At 55.7% G+C, this 17,478-nt stretch carries 18 protein-coding genes and 1 tRNA gene; 10 read left to right on the top strand and 9 right to left on the bottom strand.

The annotated features are described in order from the left end of the window. Nucleotides 1-42: 42 nt before the first annotated feature. On the bottom strand, nt 43-708 hold the full coding sequence (locus RCCS2_RS00240; protein WP_008230424.1) for a hypothetical protein: 666 nt from the start codon (nt 706-708) through the stop codon (nt 43-45). Nucleotides 709-911: 203 nt separating this feature from the next. Further along, a complete protein-coding gene (locus tag RCCS2_RS00235) occupies nt 912-1,100 on the bottom strand; it encodes a DUF6324 family protein (protein ID WP_037292936.1) in 189 nt (62 codons plus the stop codon). 81 nt (nt 1,101-1,181) lie between these two features. Between RCCS2_RS00235 and RCCS2_RS00230 the strand changes: the two genes are divergently transcribed. The 6 genes from RCCS2_RS00230 to RCCS2_RS00205 all read left to right on the top strand — a co-directional run bounded on the left by RCCS2_RS00230 (nt 1,182) and on the right by RCCS2_RS00205 (nt 5,297). Then, complete coding sequence (locus RCCS2_RS00230) at nt 1,182-1,661, top strand: GNAT family N-acetyltransferase (RefSeq protein WP_008230422.1); 480 nt, start codon at nt 1,182-1,184, stop codon at nt 1,659-1,661. 43 nt (nt 1,662-1,704) lie between these two features. Then, nucleotides 1,705-1,781, top strand: a tRNA-His gene (locus RCCS2_RS00225). A gap of 28 nt (nt 1,782-1,809) precedes the next feature. Continuing rightward, nucleotides 1,810-2,835: an RluA family pseudouridine synthase gene (locus RCCS2_RS00220; protein ID WP_008230420.1), complete on the top strand. Its 1,026-nt coding sequence runs from the start codon at nt 1,810-1,812 to the stop codon at nt 2,833-2,835. Between the two features lie 168 nt (nt 2,836-3,003). After that, nucleotides 3,004-3,900: an RNA polymerase sigma factor RpoH gene (gene rpoH, locus RCCS2_RS00215; RefSeq protein ID WP_008230418.1), complete on the top strand. Its 897-nt coding sequence runs from the start codon at nt 3,004-3,006 to the stop codon at nt 3,898-3,900. Between the two features lie 125 nt (nt 3,901-4,025). Next, complete coding sequence (locus RCCS2_RS00210; protein ID WP_008230416.1) at nt 4,026-5,000, top strand: Gfo/Idh/MocA family protein; 975 nt, start codon at nt 4,026-4,028, stop codon at nt 4,998-5,000. Between the two features lie 9 nt (nt 5,001-5,009). Then, nucleotides 5,010-5,297, top strand: a complete 288-nt coding sequence (locus RCCS2_RS00205; protein ID WP_008230414.1) for a DUF4389 domain-containing protein — start codon at nt 5,010-5,012, stop codon at nt 5,295-5,297. On the opposite strand, the gene RCCS2_RS00200 is transcribed toward RCCS2_RS00205, so the two are convergent. The 4 genes from RCCS2_RS00200 to RCCS2_RS00185 all read right to left on the bottom strand — a co-directional run bounded on the left by RCCS2_RS00200 (nt 5,294) and on the right by RCCS2_RS00185 (nt 10,254). Beyond that, on the bottom strand, nt 5,294-5,776 hold the full coding sequence (locus tag RCCS2_RS00200; protein ID WP_008230412.1) for a GNAT family N-acetyltransferase: 483 nt from the start codon (nt 5,774-5,776) through the stop codon (nt 5,294-5,296). The two genes, RCCS2_RS00205 and RCCS2_RS00200, sit on opposite strands and share 4 nt — an antisense overlap. Further along, on the bottom strand, nt 5,773-7,590 hold the full coding sequence (locus RCCS2_RS00195; RefSeq protein ID WP_008230411.1) for a M3 family oligoendopeptidase: 1,818 nt from the start codon (nt 7,588-7,590) through the stop codon (nt 5,773-5,775). Before RCCS2_RS00195 ends, RCCS2_RS00200 begins: the two co-directional genes overlap by 4 nt. 64 nt (nt 7,591-7,654) lie before the next feature. Next, nucleotides 7,655-9,244: an ATP-dependent DNA ligase gene (locus RCCS2_RS00190; protein WP_008230410.1), complete on the bottom strand. Its 1,590-nt coding sequence runs from the start codon at nt 9,242-9,244 to the stop codon at nt 7,655-7,657. Continuing rightward, nucleotides 9,241-10,254 carry a ligase-associated DNA damage response exonuclease gene (locus RCCS2_RS00185; RefSeq protein ID WP_008230409.1) on the bottom strand — a complete coding sequence of 338 codons (1,014 nt, stop codon included), beginning with the start codon at nt 10,252-10,254 and terminating at the stop codon, nt 9,241-9,243. Before RCCS2_RS00185 ends, RCCS2_RS00190 begins: the two co-directional genes overlap by 4 nt. 103 nt (nt 10,255-10,357) lie before the next feature. Here RCCS2_RS00185 and RCCS2_RS00180 point away from each other — a divergent pair, with 103 nt between their 5' ends. Continuing rightward, nucleotides 10,358-11,572, top strand: coding sequence for a threonine ammonia-lyase (locus RCCS2_RS00180; protein WP_008230408.1), 1,215 nt, complete (start codon nt 10,358-10,360; stop codon nt 11,570-11,572). Here the strand turns inward: RCCS2_RS00180 and RCCS2_RS00175 are convergent. Together RCCS2_RS00175 and RCCS2_RS00170 are read right to left on the bottom strand one after the other, a co-directional pair. After that, nucleotides 11,569-12,519, bottom strand: coding sequence for an alpha/beta hydrolase (locus tag RCCS2_RS00175; RefSeq protein ID WP_008230407.1), 951 nt, complete (start codon nt 12,517-12,519; stop codon nt 11,569-11,571). The genes RCCS2_RS00180 and RCCS2_RS00175 overlap by 4 nt on opposite strands. Continuing rightward, nucleotides 12,519-12,809, bottom strand: a complete 291-nt coding sequence (locus tag RCCS2_RS00170) for an SCP2 sterol-binding domain-containing protein (protein WP_008230406.1) — start codon at nt 12,807-12,809, stop codon at nt 12,519-12,521. Before RCCS2_RS00170 ends, RCCS2_RS00175 begins: the two co-directional genes overlap by 1 nt. A 75-nt stretch (nt 12,810-12,884) precedes the next feature. Here RCCS2_RS00170 and RCCS2_RS00165 point away from each other — a divergent pair, with 75 nt between their 5' ends. From RCCS2_RS00165 to RCCS2_RS00155, 3 genes are read left to right on the top strand one after another with little or no spacing between them, the layout of a single operon-like run. Then, nucleotides 12,885-13,445 (top strand): tetratricopeptide repeat protein, encoded by a 561-nt coding sequence (locus RCCS2_RS00165; protein WP_008230404.1) that lies wholly within the window; start codon nt 12,885-12,887, stop codon nt 13,443-13,445. 31 nt (nt 13,446-13,476) lie between these two features. Beyond that, the gene (locus RCCS2_RS00160; protein ID WP_008230402.1) at nt 13,477-16,311 is read left to right on the top strand and encodes a helicase-related protein; all 2,835 of its coding nucleotides are present in this window, start codon (nt 13,477-13,479) and stop codon (nt 16,309-16,311) included. After that, the gene (locus tag RCCS2_RS00155; protein WP_008230400.1) at nt 16,308-16,679 is read left to right on the top strand and encodes an RNA-binding S4 domain-containing protein; all 372 of its coding nucleotides are present in this window, start codon (nt 16,308-16,310) and stop codon (nt 16,677-16,679) included. Before RCCS2_RS00160 ends, RCCS2_RS00155 begins: the two co-directional genes overlap by 4 nt. Here RCCS2_RS00155 and RCCS2_RS00150 read toward each other — a convergent pair. Next, the gene (locus RCCS2_RS00150) at nt 16,676-17,392 is read right to left on the bottom strand and encodes a DUF533 domain-containing protein (RefSeq protein WP_008230398.1); all 717 of its coding nucleotides are present in this window, start codon (nt 17,390-17,392) and stop codon (nt 16,676-16,678) included. The two genes, RCCS2_RS00155 and RCCS2_RS00150, sit on opposite strands and share 4 nt — an antisense overlap. Between the last annotated feature and the right edge of the window lie 86 nt (nt 17,393-17,478).

Here is a 17,478-nt window from a genome sequence, read left to right as displayed (position 1 = left end):
ACAGCCTAATCACTGCATTCAGATGTATTGATATGCCTGACCTCAGAGGATTTTGACTTCGTCGAAGAACAACCCGCGTAGCTTGTTTTGCCTTATCACTTCGAAAAAGCGCTCAGATACAAGGATAGCTTGGCTTGCGCTGCCGCCACTACCGAACCATTCTGAAGTGCGCACAACGTCTGGCGCTTTCGTAAGCGCACTCTTCCGAACAGCCAGTGGCGTACCTTGTGGCCAGTTTAGTTTTTCATGACCGCAGAACGGCCCTTCCATTAGACGGCTTCCAGTAGCTTTCAGAAACCTTGATGACGTTTCATCCGCTGGCATAGCGCATGTTTCGGTGGTCATGCCGTCAGTGAGAATAGCAGGCGGTAGGACCGTATTAACATGCATCTGGCACCAGTCTTTTAGTTTTTCATTCGTTTTATGCACGACCGGACTGGAAAAAGTCATGCCTGACAATCCCTCCTTCTCTAACAACTGGCGGACTGCTTGCGTAGTGAACACCTCATCAAAAATCCAGTTTAAGCCGATGAAAGCTTTGTTCGTAATCTTCGGTTCTTTGAAAAATCGAAAGGGCGCTCTCTGAACTTTGCCGATTTCACAGGTAGAACATCCCTGCGATGGATCATATGTCATGACCTGATAACCAAAATCGTCCTTTGGGTAAGGATATCCAAATTGACCCGTTTGAACCTGATACCACTTCATTTTGCATTTCTACTCTAAAATAGTCAGCCAATTAGTATCGTTAGACGACAACATTCTCGACTCTAGCAAAGATGCGCCTGGAGCAATCGCTGCATTCTGGGACGTTTAGGCACAATTTGGATAAAAGCTGCCATTTATGGTTTAATCGCCAGTGTGAGCTTCTTCCGCTAATCGTCCATAAGTGGAGCGTCGCTTAGGTTGCGCTATTTCTTCACAGCCCGAGCAGCCAAGGCTGCTGCCTTGATCTCTTCTGCGATTTCATCGGCTTCTTCGGGGTCAAAATCCATCGGGATCTCGATCCCGTCGGCCTCGATGAATATCCGGACCATGCCCAGATCGGTTGGCCCGATCTGCATGTTCGCTTCGATGTTGCGTTCTTTGTTGATACCCATGACGGTCCCTTTGATCTGATGGATCAAGTCCTAGCGTGGGGCAGGCTTGATTGGCAAGGGCAGGGCGGGCAAACATGGAGCATGGAATTTGCCGTGCGCCCCTTTGATGCTGATGACGCCGATTGGTTGGTGTCAGAACATGCGACCCATTACCCCATGGTCGAAGGGTTTGACGACAGTTTTGGGCCATTGGTGCGCGGTATCGTCGACGATTTTCTGGCCGCTCATGATAACACCTGTGAAGCGGGATGGATCGCACATCGTGGCGAACAGCGTTTGGGCAGCATCTTTTGCGTGCGCCAGAATGAGACGACCGCCAAACTTCGGCTTTTTTACGTTGTCGAAGTTGCGCGCGGGACAGGTGTGGCGCAGGCGCTTTTGGATCAATGCCTTGGCTTTGCGCGCGGTGCGGGCTACGCCGGGCTAACCCTTTGGACTCATGAAAGTCACGCTGCAGCAGGCCGCATCTATACCCGCAACGGCCTGACCCGCACCCATGCCGTCCCTGTACATTCCTTTGGCGTCGATTTGGTAGAAGAGACGTGGGAGATTGCGTTCTAGGGGACTTGCAATCGTGATCCCATCCCGCTAGATCAGCCCTGTTGCCGCCTTAGCTCAGTTGGTTAGAGCACTGGTTTGTGGAACCAGGGGTCCCCCGTTCAAGCCGGGGAGGCGGTACCATCCCTCCCATGCAGTACCGGAGACGATCATGGGTGAGACGCTCATTACATTTGAAATTGGGGCAAATCCACCGCCGCGTTTGGACAAAGCCTTGGGCCGTGATGTGCCTGATGACGCGTCGCTGAGCCGGTCACGGTTGGCCAAACTGATTGCTGAAGGTGCTGTAAGTGTCGATGGGGCGGTTGTGACGGACCCGCGCCACCGGATCGCGGAGGGTTCAGTGGTTGAGGTAACGGTCGCCATGGCTGAGGAAAGCCATATTGTTGGTGAGGACATTCCGCTGGATGTGGTGTTTGAGGACGATGATCTGATTGTCGTCAATAAACCCGCGGGTATGGTCGTGCATCCTGCCCCCGGTACGCCAAATGGGACCCTTGTGAATGCGCTGATCCATCATTGCGGTGAAACGCTATCGGGTGTGGGTGGCATGAAACGCCCAGGTATTGTGCACCGGATTGATAAGGAAACCACCGGGCTTTTAGTGGCGGCGAAATCGGACCGTGCCCATCATCATTTGGCGGATCAGTTTGCAGCACATACGGTGGAACGGCGGTATTTGGCGGTTTGCTATGGTCTGCCGGACCAGAACGATCCGCGGTTGCGCGGCATCAAGGGGACATCATTTGAGCCGGGGAATATTCTAAAGATACAAACCTTTTTGGGGCGTCATCGGACAGATCGGCAGCGGCAGGCCGTGTCTTTTACCGCTGGCCGCCATGCGGTGACACGGTCGCGCATTGTTGAGGGGCTTGGTAATCCTGCCTGTGCTGCGCTGATCGAATGTTGGCTGGAAACAGGGCGCACCCACCAAATCCGCGTGCATATGGCCCATTGCGGGCACGCCTTGATTGGTGATCCGGTTTATGGCGGGCGGCGAAAGCTGTCACAAAAAGCGATTGGCGAGGTGGGTGTTGAGGCCGTCGCAGCGTTTTCCCGTCAGGCGCTGCATGCGGCCACCTTAGGCTTTGAACACCCGGTCTCGGGCGAGTTTCTGCAATTTGAGGCGGAAATCCCCCAAGATATGCGTGATTTACTGCGCGCTCTTGGTTCTTAGGGCTGAAATATTCTATCCCATGTGCGTGAGCGCACGAAAATGTGCCTCGTAAAACTAAACCGGATAGTTCATATTCAATTTACGGAAATCGGATAGGGCTCCTCTTGAAACCCAATGCGAGCGCTACCATATCCATGTTAAGCCTTTATACATAGGAGGGCAGATACAGTGAGTAATTATAAGAATCTACCAGCACCAACCCCAGAGGGTGGTCTGAACCGTTACATGCAGGAAATCCGTAAGTTCCCGATGCTGGAGCCTGAGCAGGAATATATGCTTGCCAAGCGGTGGGTGGACCACGAAGACACGGATGCCGCGCACCAAATGGTCACATCGCACCTACGATTGGCAGCCAAGATTGCCATGGGATACCGTGGCTATGGGCTGCCGCAAGCCGAGGTGATTTCCGAGGCCAATGTCGGTCTGATGCAGGCTGTGAAGCGTTTTGACCCTGAAAAAGGCTTCCGCTTGGCGACTTATGCCATGTGGTGGATCCGTGCGTCGATTCAGGAGTATATCCTGCGGTCGTGGTCATTGGTAAAGCTGGGCACGACGTCTGCGCAAAAGAAACTGTTCTTTAATCTGCGCAAGGCCAAGAACCGGATTGGCGCGTTGGAAGATGGCGATTTACGCCCTGAAAACGTGGAACGGATTGCAAATGATCTTGGCGTGACAGAGCAAGAAGTCATTTCAATGAACCGTCGTTTGTCCGGTGGTGATGCGTCGCTGAATGCAACGGTCAGCGCTGATGGCGAAGGTGCGGCCCAATGGCAGGACTGGCTTGAGGATGAAAGCGCAAATACGGCCGCTGATTATGAAGCGAGTGATGAGCTGACCGCCCGTCGTGAACTTTTGGCCGAAGCCATGGAAGTGCTGAATGATCGTGAGAAAGATATCCTGATGCAGCGTCGTTTGTCAGAAGAGACAGTCACGCTTGAGGATCTCAGCGGTCAATATGACGTTAGCCGCGAACGTATTCGCCAGATCGAAGTGCGTGCGTTCGAAAAGCTGCAAGCGAAAATGCAGGAACTGGCCCGTCAAAAGGGTATGTTGGCTGACGCGTAAGGCCAAACTTACTTGAGAAATCGAAAAACCCCGCTGGCATGTCCGTCGGGGTTTTTTGTTGCTTGCGCCGTCATTTCCCTTTCGTCAACGTTGGCCCTAGCATTTTGCGCAACAAGGAGAGGGCTATGACACCAATACGATGGGGCATTTTGGGTGCTGCGAATTTTGCCCAAAAACACATGGGGCCTGCGATCCATGCTGCAAAGGGCGCTGAACTTGCGGCGCTGGCAACATCCAGCGCTGACAAAGCGGCTGGGTTTCAGGCCTTTGCGCCCGGTCTGCGGATTCATGATAGCTATGATGCGCTTTTGGCTGATGCAAATATTGACGCCATTTATATACCGTTACCCAACCACCTGCATGTGGAATGGTCGTTGAAGGCACTTGCTGCCGGCAAGCATGTGCTGTGTGAAAAGCCAATGACATTGCAGGCCGATGAATTTGACCAACTGATCACGGCGCGAGATCAATCCGGCAAACTTGCTGCTGAAGCGTATATGATCGTGCACCACCCGCAATTCATCCGGGCGCGCGAATTGGTTCAAGGTGGTGCGATTGGCGATCTGGTGCATGTTGATGCGACTTTCAGTTTCTTCAACGATGACGCGACAAACATCAGAAATAAACCTGAACTGGGCGGTGGGGGTTTGCGCGACATTGGTGTCTATACCTTTGGTGCCGCGCGTTTTGTGACGGGGCAAGAGCCGTACACGGTTCCCTATGCCAAGCTGCAGTTGGACAATAATGTCGATGTTTTTGCCCAAGTTGCCGCCGATTTCCCCGGTTTTACCTATGCCGCGACGGTTTCGATGCGCATGTTCCCCCGACAACAGATCACCTTCCATGGCAAAAAGGGTGTTTTGACCCTGACCTGCCCCTTTAACGCCGACGTCTTTGACGCGGCCACATTGACGTTAGAGAATGCAGCCCAAACCGTGACAACCGAACGCTGGCCGGGTGTGAACCAATATGTTCTACAGGTGGAAAACTTCTGCAATTCGGTGCAGACTGGGGCCGAATACCTATGCCCGCTTGAATTTTCGCGTGGCACACAGCACATGATGGATATGGTTTTTGCAGCGGGCGCGCAGCCTGCGTAGGAGAAGACGATGGGACAGGATCAGGAAAACACTGACATCGAGGTTGAGACAGATTACGAGAATATCTGGCTGCGTCTGCTGAATATGGTGATCATCGCGGTGCTGATGAGTATGGCAAGTACGTTGCTGGGAATCATGACCGCCGCACAGTTCTTGATTATGGTCATCAATAAGCGAGAACCGAACGAGCAATTGGCCGAAATGGGCACGACGATGGGTGTCTGGATGGCCAAGGCCGCGCGCTATCAAACGGCGGCTAGCGAAGTGAAACCATGGCCGTGGACGGAATTGGATTAGGCGATCAAGTCTAAACTAAGGATGTTTTGCGGCCCAGCGTCACCATGGGGCCATTGATCGCCAGTATCGACAAAGCCACCGGCCAAGTACACTTTGCGCGCGGCAGGATTGCTGAGGTTGACTGTCAAAAAGACAGCCGTGGCGCGCGGGTAGTGATTTGTAAGGTAATTGCGCAGTTGCTTGCAACAGGCCGTGGCGATGCCATGCCCTTGCATCTTTTGATCAATCAGAAATGTCCGCAAACCCAATGTGCCAGCCTGCGCGAAAGGGTAGCGGTCGTGATATCTTCGGTCGATCCGGAACATGCCCACAACCTGCCGGTCGAACTGGATCACATGGATATCCAGATCGGGGTCAGGGTTATCAATTACCTCGGACGGTTGGCCCGAAAACATGACTTGATTATCAGCGACGCGGACACCGCGCAGTGCCTTAGTCAGGTCAAGTGTCAGCGGTGAAAGGGTGACCTTGTCGGTCACTCCTCCATCGCTTCCAATTCGTCAATCATGCCGCTGATCATCGCCAGCCCCTTGTCCCAGAATTTTGGATCGGATGCGTCCAGTCCAAAGGGGGCCAGCAACTCTTTGTGGTGCTTGGAACCGCCTGCGCGCAGCATATCAAAGTACTTTTCGCGGAAGTCGGGGTCACCTTCGGCATAAACTGCATAAAGCGCATTCACGAGCCCGTCGCCGAAGGCGTAGGCGTAGACATAGAAGGGTGAATGCACGAAGTGCGGTATGTAGGCCCAGAATGTTTCATACCCTTCGGCGAAATCGAACACTGGACCAAGGCTTTCGGCCTGAACAGACATCCACAGTGCGTTGATGTCGTCGGGTGTCAATTCACCTTCTGCACGGGCCGCGTGGAGTTTGCATTCGAAATCATAGAACGCAATCTGGCGCACAACCGTGTTGATCATGTCTTCGACTTTGCCTGCCAGCAGGATCTTGCGTTCTTCTTTGGTTTGCGCGCCATCCAGCATTTTTTGGAAAGTCAGCATTTCGCCAAAGACAGACGCGGTTTCGGCCAGCGTCAGGGGGGTTGAGGACAGCAATTCGCCTTGCTCTGCGGCCAATACCTGATGAACACCGTGGCCTAATTCATGCGCCAATGTCATCACATCACGCGGTTTGCCCAAGTAGTTCAGCATCACATAAGGATGCACTGGTGTCACCGTGGGGTGGGCAAAGGCGCCGGGTGCTTTGCCCGGCTTTACGGCGGCATCAATCCAGCCATCTGTAAAGAACGGCTTTGCGATCTCAGCCATTTTGGGATCAAAACCAGCGTAGGCGTCCATCACAGTATTTGTTGCCTCGTCCCAATCGACAATCTTATCGCTTTCCATCGGCAAGGGCGCGTTGCGGTCCCAGACTTGCATGCGGTCCAGCCCTAGCCATTTGGCTTTCAGCGCGTAATAGCGGTGCGATAGGCGCGGGTAGGCCGCGACCACCGCGTTGCGTAGCGCTTCAACCACCTCGGCCTCAACGTGATTGGACAGGTGCCGCCCGGTTTGCGGTGTCGGCATCTTGCGCCAGCGGTCGTCGATTTCCTTTTCCTTGGCCAACGTGTTGTGCACCCGCGAGAAGATCTTGATGTTATCTTGGAAAACCTCCGCCAACGCATGCGTTGCTGCCGCGCGTTTGTTCCGGTCTTGTTCGGTCAGCAGGTTGAGCGTGGCTTCAAGGCTAAGGGTTTCGCCATCGACAGTGAATTTAAGCCCGGCCATCGTTTCGTCAAACAGACGGTTCCACGCCGCAGCACCGACCGTCGATTGGTCGTGAAGGAATTTTTCCAGCTCATCGGATAGCTGATGCGGCTTCATTGCGCGCATGCGGTCGAAAACGGGTCGATAGCGGGCAAGGTCGGCATTGGCAGCGAGCAGATCAGCGAGGTGATCATCGTCCAGCCGGTTGAATTCCAGACCGTAGAAAACAAGCGGCGTTGTGTAGGTTGTGATCTTGTCCTGACAGTCGGCCATGAATTTGGCGCGGTCGCTGTCGGTCGTGCATTGGTAATAGCGCAGTCCAGCGAATGACATGATCCGCCCAGCGATCACATCAATCTGTTCATAGCGCTGCACAGCACCTAGCAGGCCCGGCGCATCCAGATCGGCCAGCTTACCTTCAAAGTCAACGGCAAAGGCCGCGCATTCCTTTTCTAGCCATGCCATATCCCGTTCCAACTCTGGACTGTCGGTGCCAGGGTAAAGATCGCTCAGATCCCATTCGGGCAGATTACCAAGGTCCTTGCCACCGCTGGTATTGGTATCAAAAACGGGCTGAGGGTGCTGCATTGGGGGAACCTTTCATCATTTGTTACGCGCAACATAGGTATTGATTGAAACGGTGGAAAGGGCGTCAGCCGTAGGTCGCCAACATCTCTTTGAGATCATCCAGCGTATTGGCCTCATCCACAGGTTTGTCGCGCCGCCAGCGCAGCATGCGCGGAAACCGCAGTGCAACGCCGGATTTGTGGCGCGGGCTTTCCTGAATGCCCTCGAAGGCGATCTCGAACACATGTTCGGGGGGCACCTGCCGGACTGGGCCGAAGCGTTGAAGGGTGTTTTTGCGCACCCACGATGTTATCTCGCGAAACTCTTTGTCGGTCAGGCCGGAATAGGCCTTGGTGAAAGGAACCAGATCGTTGCCGTTGCGCACGGCGAATGTGTAGTCGGTGAACAGGTTCGCGCGGCGTCCATGCCCTGCTTGGGCATAGATCATCACGGCGTCGATTGTCAGCGGATCGATTTTCCATTTCCACCAGTCGCCGCGTTTGCGCCCCGACAGGTAGGGGCTTTCAAGTCGCTTGAGCATAAGCCCTTCAGCGTTCAGCGCGCGGGACTCATCGCGTGCAACGCTGAGGTCGTCCCATGTTTCAAAAGGGACAGAGGCAGAAAGGCGGAGAGGGGCTGTATCTGGCACATCAGCGATCAAAGAGTTGAGCGTTTCGCGCCGCTTTTTCAGGGGCGTGTCACGGATGTCCTGGCCTTTATGTTCCAATAGATCGTAGGCCATCAGGATGACGGGCGCTTCGACCAGCAGTTTCTTGGGCACAGTTTTGCGCCCTATCCGTTTTTGCAGCGCGTTGAAGGATAAGGGGCTTTCATCTATGAATGCCAATACCTCGCCGTCAATCACGGTGCCGTCAGGCAGGTAGTCGCGCAGTTGCGCCAATTCGGGAAAGCGGTCTGTCATCAGGTCTTCGCCGCGTGACCACAGGTGATGTTCGCCGCCGCGAATAATCAGTTGGCCGCGTATGCCATCCCACTTGCGTTCGGCGTTCCAGTCGGCAGGTGCGCCAAGATCGTCGAAATCATCCAACTGATACGCCAGATAGAACGGATAGGGGCGGGATAGGTCTGCGGTAGGGTCATCGGCCTCAATCAGGGCGTCCCAGGTTGTTGTGTCCGGCGTCCAGTTCCCCATCAGTTTGTGGGTCAATTGCGGTTCGTCTTGACCGGTGGCTTTGGCCAGTGCCCGCGTGATCAATTTTGCGCTGACGCCGATTCGAAAGCCGCCGGTTAGCAATTTGGTAAAAAGGAAACGTTCGGTGTTGGGCAGGCTGTTCCAAGCAGTCAGGATGCCAGTTTTACGCGCATCATCTTCAAGCGTTGAGAGGGTTTTGATGTAGCCAATCCAATAGGTCAGCGTCCGGTCTTCGCTTTGCGTCGCGGGGGGCAGTACCAGCGCAATCGTTTCGGCCAGATCGCCGACGATGCTATAGCTTTCTTCAAACAACCAATCGGGCAGTCCTGCCACCTCTGCCGCCCATTCGCGCAGCCGCGTGGCTGTAATAGTCCGTTTGGGGCGGCGTCCGGTGAACAGGGCGATGGTCCACAGCCGGTCTTCTGGGGTTGCTGTCTGAAAGTAATCGGCGAGGGCGGCGGTCTTGATCGTCGTCTTGGTGCTTTCATCAATGCGGGTAAAAAGGGTGGCGAAGTCTTTCATGCCTCAGCCTCCTCGGTCTGATCAAAGCCCTCGCCTTGGTAGTCCGTGCTGACGATGTGGGCGTCATAACCTTCGCTGGAGAGCCATTTTTGAAAGGCAGAGGTGTAGCCATGTGTGGCGAAAATTTTCGTCGCGCCAGTGGCTTTGATCGCGTCGTTCAAACCGTCCCAGTCGGCATGATCTGACACGATGAAACCGCGGTCCGCGGCACGTCTGCGGCGCACACCGCGCAGCGCCATCCATCCGCTCGCAAAGGCTGTTGATGCTGTGCCAAATCGCCGGGCCCATGTGGTGCCAAGGGCGCTGGGCGTGGCAAGAACCAATGCGCCGGGATGGGTTTTGTGACTGATCTCTGGTGTGACAAGTGTCGTCGCGGGCAGGGTGAAACCTTGGCCGCGTAAAACGGTGTTGGTATTTTCTATAGCGCCATGGGTCAGGATTGGGCCGATATCGGGGTTGACGGTGGCCAGCAATCGCTGGGCTTTGCCAAGCGCATAAGCCCCAAGGATTGAGGTGCGCCCGGCGGTGGCGTTCGTCGCCCACCAGTCGTTGATTTGTTGGGTCAGGATGTCTTGCGGGGTCCATTTGAAGATGGGCAGCCCAAAGGTGCATTCAGTGATAAAGGCGTGGCATTTGACCGGCTCAAACGGTTCAGACAGGCCGTCGGACACAGTTTTATAATCGCCCGATGCGACCCAAACTTCGCCTTTGACGGCAACCCTGATCTGCGCAGAGCCTGGAACATGGCCTGCGGGGTGGAAAGATACACGGGCGTCGCCAATTTGTTTTTCTTGACCATAGCTGATGGTTTCCAAGGTGATATCGCCCAGCCGATGCCGCATGACCGGGGCCGTCCCGGTCGTGGCCAGATAACGCGCCATGCCGGGGCGTGCGTGATCACTGTGCCCATGGGTAATAAGCGCGCGGTCAACGGGTTGCCACGGATCAATATAGAAATCCCCCGCAGCGCAATAGATGCCGCGATCTGTGAAGGTAAGTACGTCAGCCATGATCTGACTATAGAGCGCATTGCGGCTGCGCCAATGGCGGGGGTGGGTTTCACCCACCTTACGGTATACAGCGGTGGGTGATTATGACTGAACGAGGTGCTTCATGGCTCTTGATCCCGCGCTAATTGCGAAAACATATGAGGCAATTAAACCTGCGACGATGCGCACGCCGACGGTGCATGCGGCCCGGTTATCGTTGCATTTGGGAATTGATCTATACCTAAAGCTGGAAAACCTGCAGCACACCAATGCGTTCAAGGCGCGTGGGGCACTGGCGAAACTGCTGACTTTGAATGCGGCAGAACGCGCCGCTGGTGTGATAGCCTGTAGTGCGGGTAATCACGCACAGGGGGTCGCCTATCACGCCAGCCGCCTGGGTATTCCTGCGGTCATAGTGATGCCTGAGGGTACGCCATTCAATAAGGTGAAACGGACGAAGGATTTTGGTGCGCTGGTTGTGCTGCATGGTACGGGCTTTGATGAAAGTGTGCAGTTCACACTGGATATGGCGGCCGAGAAAGGCATGACCTTTGTACATCCCTTTGATGATCCAGTTGTCGCTGCGGGTCAGGGAACCGTCGCGCTGGAGATGCTGGAACAAGAGCCTGATCTGGATGTCATTGTCGTTCCTGTCGGTGGGGGCGGTTTGATTGCGGGCATGGCGGTTGCGGCGAAGTCGGTGAAGCCCGCGGTGCAGATTATCGGCGCGCAGGCGGCCAATTTTGATGCTGTAAAAGCGCAGTTTGATCAGGTTGGCACAAACTTTGGTGGGTCCACACTTGCTGAAGGGATCGCGGTGCGTGAACCTGCGGCGGCAAACCTTGCCGTGATCAAAACCCATGTGGACCGGGTTGAAACCGCGACCGAGGCCGAAATTGAAGCGGCGGTATTTGATCTGCTGTCTTACGAAAAGATCGTGGCAGAAGGCGCCGCTGGTGCCGGCCTTGCAATTGTCGAAAAGCACGCAAAGGATTGGCATGGCAAGACAGTTGGCTTGGTCGTTTGCGGCGGCAATATCGACTCGCGCTTGCTTTCAACCTTGATCTTGCGTGGGCTGGTCCGTGATGGCCGCATTACCCGGTTGACGTTTGAAATTGACGACACCCCCGGCCAACTCTCTGATATCTCGCGGATTATTGGTGAGGCAGGCGCCAATGTGATCGAAGTTATCCACCAGCGCATGATGCAATCTGTCTCACTGAAACAGGCAGAGCTTGAGATTGTGATCGAGGCGCGCGATCAAAGCCATGTGGCAGAAACAGTGGGTCAGCTACGTGACGCCGGGTTCAAGGTTCGTGCGGATAGTGATCTGGGCTAGGCCGCCTGCGCCAGTTGCGCGTCAAAGAACGCTGCTGTCTCATCAAAGATCATGTTGCGCAGTTCTGGCGTATCCATCAGCATTTCATGCTTGCCACCGTCAATGACGCGCAAGGCACCATCTGGCCAATCGCGCATGCGTGCGCGGATACGCAACGGATCAACGATGGCTTCGTCAGTGCCAAGATAGGTCAGGCATGGCACGCGCGGCGATGGCAAATTGCTAAGCCGGTGCATCTCGCGCAGTGATGTGTTGAGCCAGCGTAATGACGGCCCGCCAAGACCCAGGTCCGGGTGCTCTTTCAGCTGTTTGCCAAAGAACGCCCACATGTCGGGATCGTTCGTTAGTGTGTTCTCTTCGAAGGTTGCGCGCAGGGCATAGCCTTCTTCAAACTGGCCGGGGGCCAGTGTTTGATCAAACCCTAACGGTGTGCTGACAGCAGAAAGCCCCCAAGCAACCGGGCGCAAAGGTGCGGCCATCTGAACGCCCCACATGGGTGCCGAAAACATAGCCGCCTGCACATCCAGCCCTTCGGCAAGGGACCGCAGCCCGATGCAACCACCCATGGAATGCCCCATCAAAAAGTATGGGCGCGGCAGGCCGACCTTTTCTGCATAGGCCAGCGTTGCTGCAACATCTTTTTGGTAATCCGCAAAATCGCCAACATGACCAATGGCCCGGTTTGGCGTCATGCGATCGGCAATGCCTTGTCCGCGCCAGTCGATGGCAAGGCTGGCATAGCCACGTTCCTGAAGGCCCAGCGCCGTCAGCCCGTATTTTTCAACGAACTCTGTGCGACCTGGAAAAATCAGTACCGTGCCTTTGGCATTCGCAAGGGGCCAATGGCCCACGCGAATGCGCAGCCCATCGGATGTGGTAAGCCAATGGGCGACCCCGCCAGCAGGTCCGCTGGCGATATCTTCGAAAAAAGGGGCCGCTTCCATCATTATGACAATACGCCTGACAGCTTCATCGCTTGGCCCATGTCACCATCAACGCTCAGTTTGCCGGTCATAAAGGCTGTTGTCGGGTTCATTTCGCCATCAAGGATCGCTTTGAACGTATCGGTGGTGGCCGTCAGCGTGACGTCTGTGTCGTCATCACCGGCGCGCGCGCCGTTTTCGTCAATGATAATGCTGCCTTCACCTTCGATATCGAATTTGGCGGAGCCATCAAAACCCTGCCCGTCCATTTTTGCATTCAGGGCGGCGACGGCCTCTGTCACAACATCACTCATTTTTTTTCGTCCTCTATTCGTTGATGTGACTGCGCGGCCTCTGGTGTTGGCCGCACAGTGCGCTACATTACTAGTATGGTTATGCACTCACATCGCTTCAAATGTATCGTTACGGCACTTTGCGTGGCAGTGGGGTTTTCCCTACCTGTTTACGCGCAGCAAACGACGTTGGATGAACTTTATCAAGACTTGGCCGAGGCCGACGAGAGCACATATGCGCGCATCGAAGGGCAGATTATTGCCCAATGGGAAAAAAGCGGATCTGCGGCAATGGACCTGTTGTTGCGCCGCGGAAAGGATGCGCTGGAAGACGGGCAACCGGATGTCGCCGCCGAGCATTTTACCGCGCTGATCGATCACGCGCCTGATTTTTCAGAAGGGTATTATGGGCGCGCATCGTCCTATTACTTGCTTGGTCTGACAGGTCCTGCGCTGGATGACATTCGTCGGGCACTGACCCTGAACCCCCGCCACTTTGAAGCGATGCGCGGTTTAGCGATTATTATGGAAGAATTGCAGCGCCCTGATGATGCGCTCGAGCTTTATGAGATGATCTTGACGATGCATCCAAATTCACAAGATGTTCTGGTATCAGTTGACCGTTTGAAATTGCAGTTAGAGGGTCTGGCGCTCTAGGCGCAGGCCCTCCGAAGTTTCGGGGAAGAATATGACGGGTTCCCGGATCACGGCCGTGCTTGGGCCGACGAACACTGGCAAAACGCATTACGCGATTGAGCGAATGTTGTCGTATCGCACGGGTGTGATTGGTTTGCCTCTGCGCCTGCTGGCGCGCGAGGTTTATGACCGCATTGTCGCAGTGCGAGGCCCCGGTGTTGTTGCACTGGTCACCGGCGAAGAGCGGATCGTGCCGCCGCGCGCTGCCTATTGGGTGTGTACCGTTGAGGCGATGCCAGAGGGCATGGGATGCGATTTTCTGGCAGTCGATGAGATTCAACTGTGCGCTGACCCTGAACGGGGTCACGTCTTTACCGACCGTCTGCTAAATGCGCGTGGCCTTCATGAAACGCTGTTTCTGGGGGCTGAAACCATGCGCAATGCGATTTCGGCCATGGTCCCGGACGCGCATTTCATGCGCCGCGAGCGGATGTCGCAATTGACCTACTCTGGTTCGAAAAAGATAAGCAGAATGCCTGCCCGGTCTGCAATCGTGGGGTTTTCGGTTGAAAATGTCTATGCCATTGCAGAGCTTTTGCGGCGTACAAAAGGTGGTGCAGCGGTTGTGATGGGCGCACTTTCCCCACGCACGCGGAACGCCCAGGTTGAGATGTATCAAAACGGCGATGTGGACTATCTGGTGGCGACCGATGCTATCGGAATGGGACTGAATTTGGACATCAGCCATGTTGCTTTTTCCTCGCTGACCAAATTTGATGGCCGCCGCATGCGGCACTTGCAGCCCGAAGAACTGGCACAGATCGCGGGTCGTGCGGGACGGCATATTGAGAACGGTACGTTTGGTGTGACAGGGGAAGCGCCACCTTTGGATGAAGGTGTTGCACAGGCCATTTGCGATCACCGCTTTCAGCCGGTCAAGAAACTTCAGTGGCGCAACAGCCGTTTGCAGTTTGGATCAGTCAAGCGTTTGATCGCGACTTTGGAAGAACGCACCGATGATTTCTGGCTGACAAGGGTGCGCGAAAGCGATGATCTTGCGGCACTCAAGGCATTGGCGATGGACGACGAAGTGGCGGCGCGTGCCACGGATGGTCCGTCTGTCAAACTGCTATGGGATGTTTGCCGCGTTCCCGATTTTCGCGGGATCAGTAAAGGTGAACATGCCGGCCTACTGACGCATATCTACAATGATCTGCACCAGCTTGGGCATGTGTCCGCCAATTGGTTCGGCTTGCAGGTCCGGCGCATTGACCGCACCGACGGCGACATTGATACGCTGTCAAAACGGCTAGCGTATATCCGTACATGGACTTATGTGGCACAACGCAACGGATGGTTGCGTGACGAATCGCATTGGCGGGACGAGACGCGCGCTGTAGAAGACCGATTGTCAGATGCGCTACATGGCGCATTGACGCAAAGATTTGTGGACCGGCGGACCAGTATTCTGCTTCGCCGGCTCAAACAGAAGGAGAGCCTTTTGGCTGACGTGAATGATAAAGGCGAAGTCACCGTAGAGGGCGAATTCGTCGGACGGTTGGAAGGGTTCCGGTTCCGGATGGATAAGGCCGGCAGCCCCGATGAGGCCAAGACGCTGCGCCAGGCTTCGGTGCAGGCACTGGTCCCGCAATTTCATTTGTTGGCGGATCGGTTCTACAACGCACCGGACCCCGAAATTGATTTCACCGAACAAGGTGGTCTGATGTGGGGCGATCAGGCCGTTGGTAAACTGGTGAAAGGCGATGACGCCCTTAAGCCGGGGATCGAGGCTTTCGTCGATGATGAAGCCGGTGCCGATGTTGCCGCTAAGGTGCAACGCCGGTTGCAGCATTTCATTGATCGCAAAATTGCCGCCGGCTTTGAGCCGCTCTTGGCACTTAAGAATGATGAGACGCTGACAGGTACGGCAAAGGGCTTTGCCTTCCGCATGGCCGAAGGGTTCGGCATCATCCCACGCGGCGAAGTTGCTGATGAGGTGAAAGCGCTGGATCAGGATGCGCGCGGCGCGCTGCGCAAACACGGCGTGCGCTTTGGGCAGTTTACGATTTTCATGCCGCTTTTGCTGAAGCCCGCGCCGACGCGGTTGCGGTTGGTTCTTTGGTCGCTGTCCAAAGATCTGGGCGAGTTTCCAGAAAGTCCACCGCCCGGTTTGGTGACAGTCCCAGCATCCAAAGATGCGGTGCCGGGGTATTACGCAATGGCGGGCTATCGCGCCGCTGGCGAACGGGCGATCCGTATCGATATGTTGGAACGTCTGGCCGATATGCTGCGTGATCAGGACAGTCGTGGCGGGTTTGAAGCCAATCCCGATATGCTTTCAATCACAGGCATGACGTTGGAGCAATTCGCGGATCTGATGTCCGGTCTTGGATACAAGGCAGAAAAGGGCGAGCGTGAAAAGGTAAAAGCGGCGAAACCGCCGCAAACACCTGATACGCCACCTGTCGAAGTGCCTGACACACCGCAGCCTGATGCACCTCAGGAAATACCGGGTCTGCCACCTGTTGAAACACCGCCTGATGCGCCGCAGGAAACGCCTGTCGATCCGCCTTCCGAGACACCGACAGATGTGCCACAAGAGCTTCCCGCTGACACGCCAGCCGATACGCCGCCTGTGCCGGATCCGAATGCGGAGTCCGAACAAGAGGTATTTTATACCTTTACATGGGGTGGTCGCGCCGCGCGTCCCGCGCGCCCACAGGGCGATGCCCGTCCGCGCGGAAAAGGCAAACCAAAGGGTAAAGGCAAGCCGCAGGGTGGTGGTAGCAACAAGCCGCAAACCTATCAGGCCAAGCCCAAGCGCGAAAAGCAGATTGATCCCGATAACCCCTTTGCCGCCGCCTTGGCTGGTTTCAAAAAGGATTGACCGACCTGCGTCCGACCATCCGGCTGGACAAGTGGCTGTGGCATGCGCGGTTTTTCAAATCGCGCAGTCTTGCGGCCGGGGTGGTGACAGGCGGTAAGGTGCGTGTGGACAGCCAGCCAGTCAGCAAACCGGCACGGGCCGTTGGACCGGGCAATGTGCTGACCTTTGTGCAGGCAAATGACACCAAGGTTGTGCGCATTCTGGCTTGTGGCGAACGCCGTGGTCCCGCACCCGAAGCGCAGGCGCTTTACGAAGACCTGACACCAGCGCCGAAAGAGCGACCCGTTGCCGCGAAGGGTGCAAACCCCAGATACGAAAAAGGCGGTCGTCCAACCAAGAAAGACCGCCGCGATATGGGGCTGGACTAGCCGTACAGCCGGGGTGCGCCAAGGCTGTCGTGAATGGTATTTGCCGTTTGCGGCTGAATACCAAGGCCACTGGCCAATTCGTGCAGATACCGTGCTTCGGCCTGATTGTCCGGCGTGATTGAATTAACCGACATGGTATAAACCTGCGTTTCCAACCCCTTTGGCGTGTCAGAGGCCAGTTGCGCGGCGCTAACGGGCGCTGACAGAATATCCTGCAGGATTTTCATGGTGCCCGGGTCACTGTCGCTAAGTGCTTCGGTCAGTTTCGCTTTTTCAGCCGCGTCAAGGTCACCGTCGGCGCGCGCGGCCTGCGTCATGGCGCGTAGCATTAGTTTGGCCATCTCGTCTTCGTCGGGTTCATCGGCGGGGTTGTCTTGGTTCAGCATCGCTTCCAGTCCACCGCCCCCGTCGCCACCGCGCGCACCAGCCAACCCGCCCAAAAGCGCGCCAAGACCACCAAGCCCACCCGCAGCAGCAGTACCGCCGCCAAGTTGGCCCAACATTCCGCCAAGCCCGCCGCCAGCGCCACTACCACCGGTCAGCTGCCCTAACATCCCACCCAGACCCCCGGCCTGTTGCGAATTATCGTTACCCTTGCCAGCCGTCAGGCCCTGCAGGACATTCCCAAGGCCACCATTTTTCTGCATGGCATCCATACCTTTTGCCATGGCAAAGCCGATGGCCATTTTGGTAACAGTGTTCATCAGTGACATGTGATTTCCCCCAATCGTAAAAACCCAGTTTCAATTCCTACCACAACGATGGGCGAAATGGGGGCGTTCGTCCAGCTTTGCGCGTT

The organism is Roseobacter sp. CCS2 (genome assembly GCF_000169435.1).
Taxonomy (GTDB): domain Bacteria; phylum Pseudomonadota; class Alphaproteobacteria; order Rhodobacterales; family Rhodobacteraceae; genus Yoonia.
The sequence above is the reverse complement of the archived record's forward strand: the minus strand, read 5'-3'. Positions and strand labels throughout refer to the sequence as shown.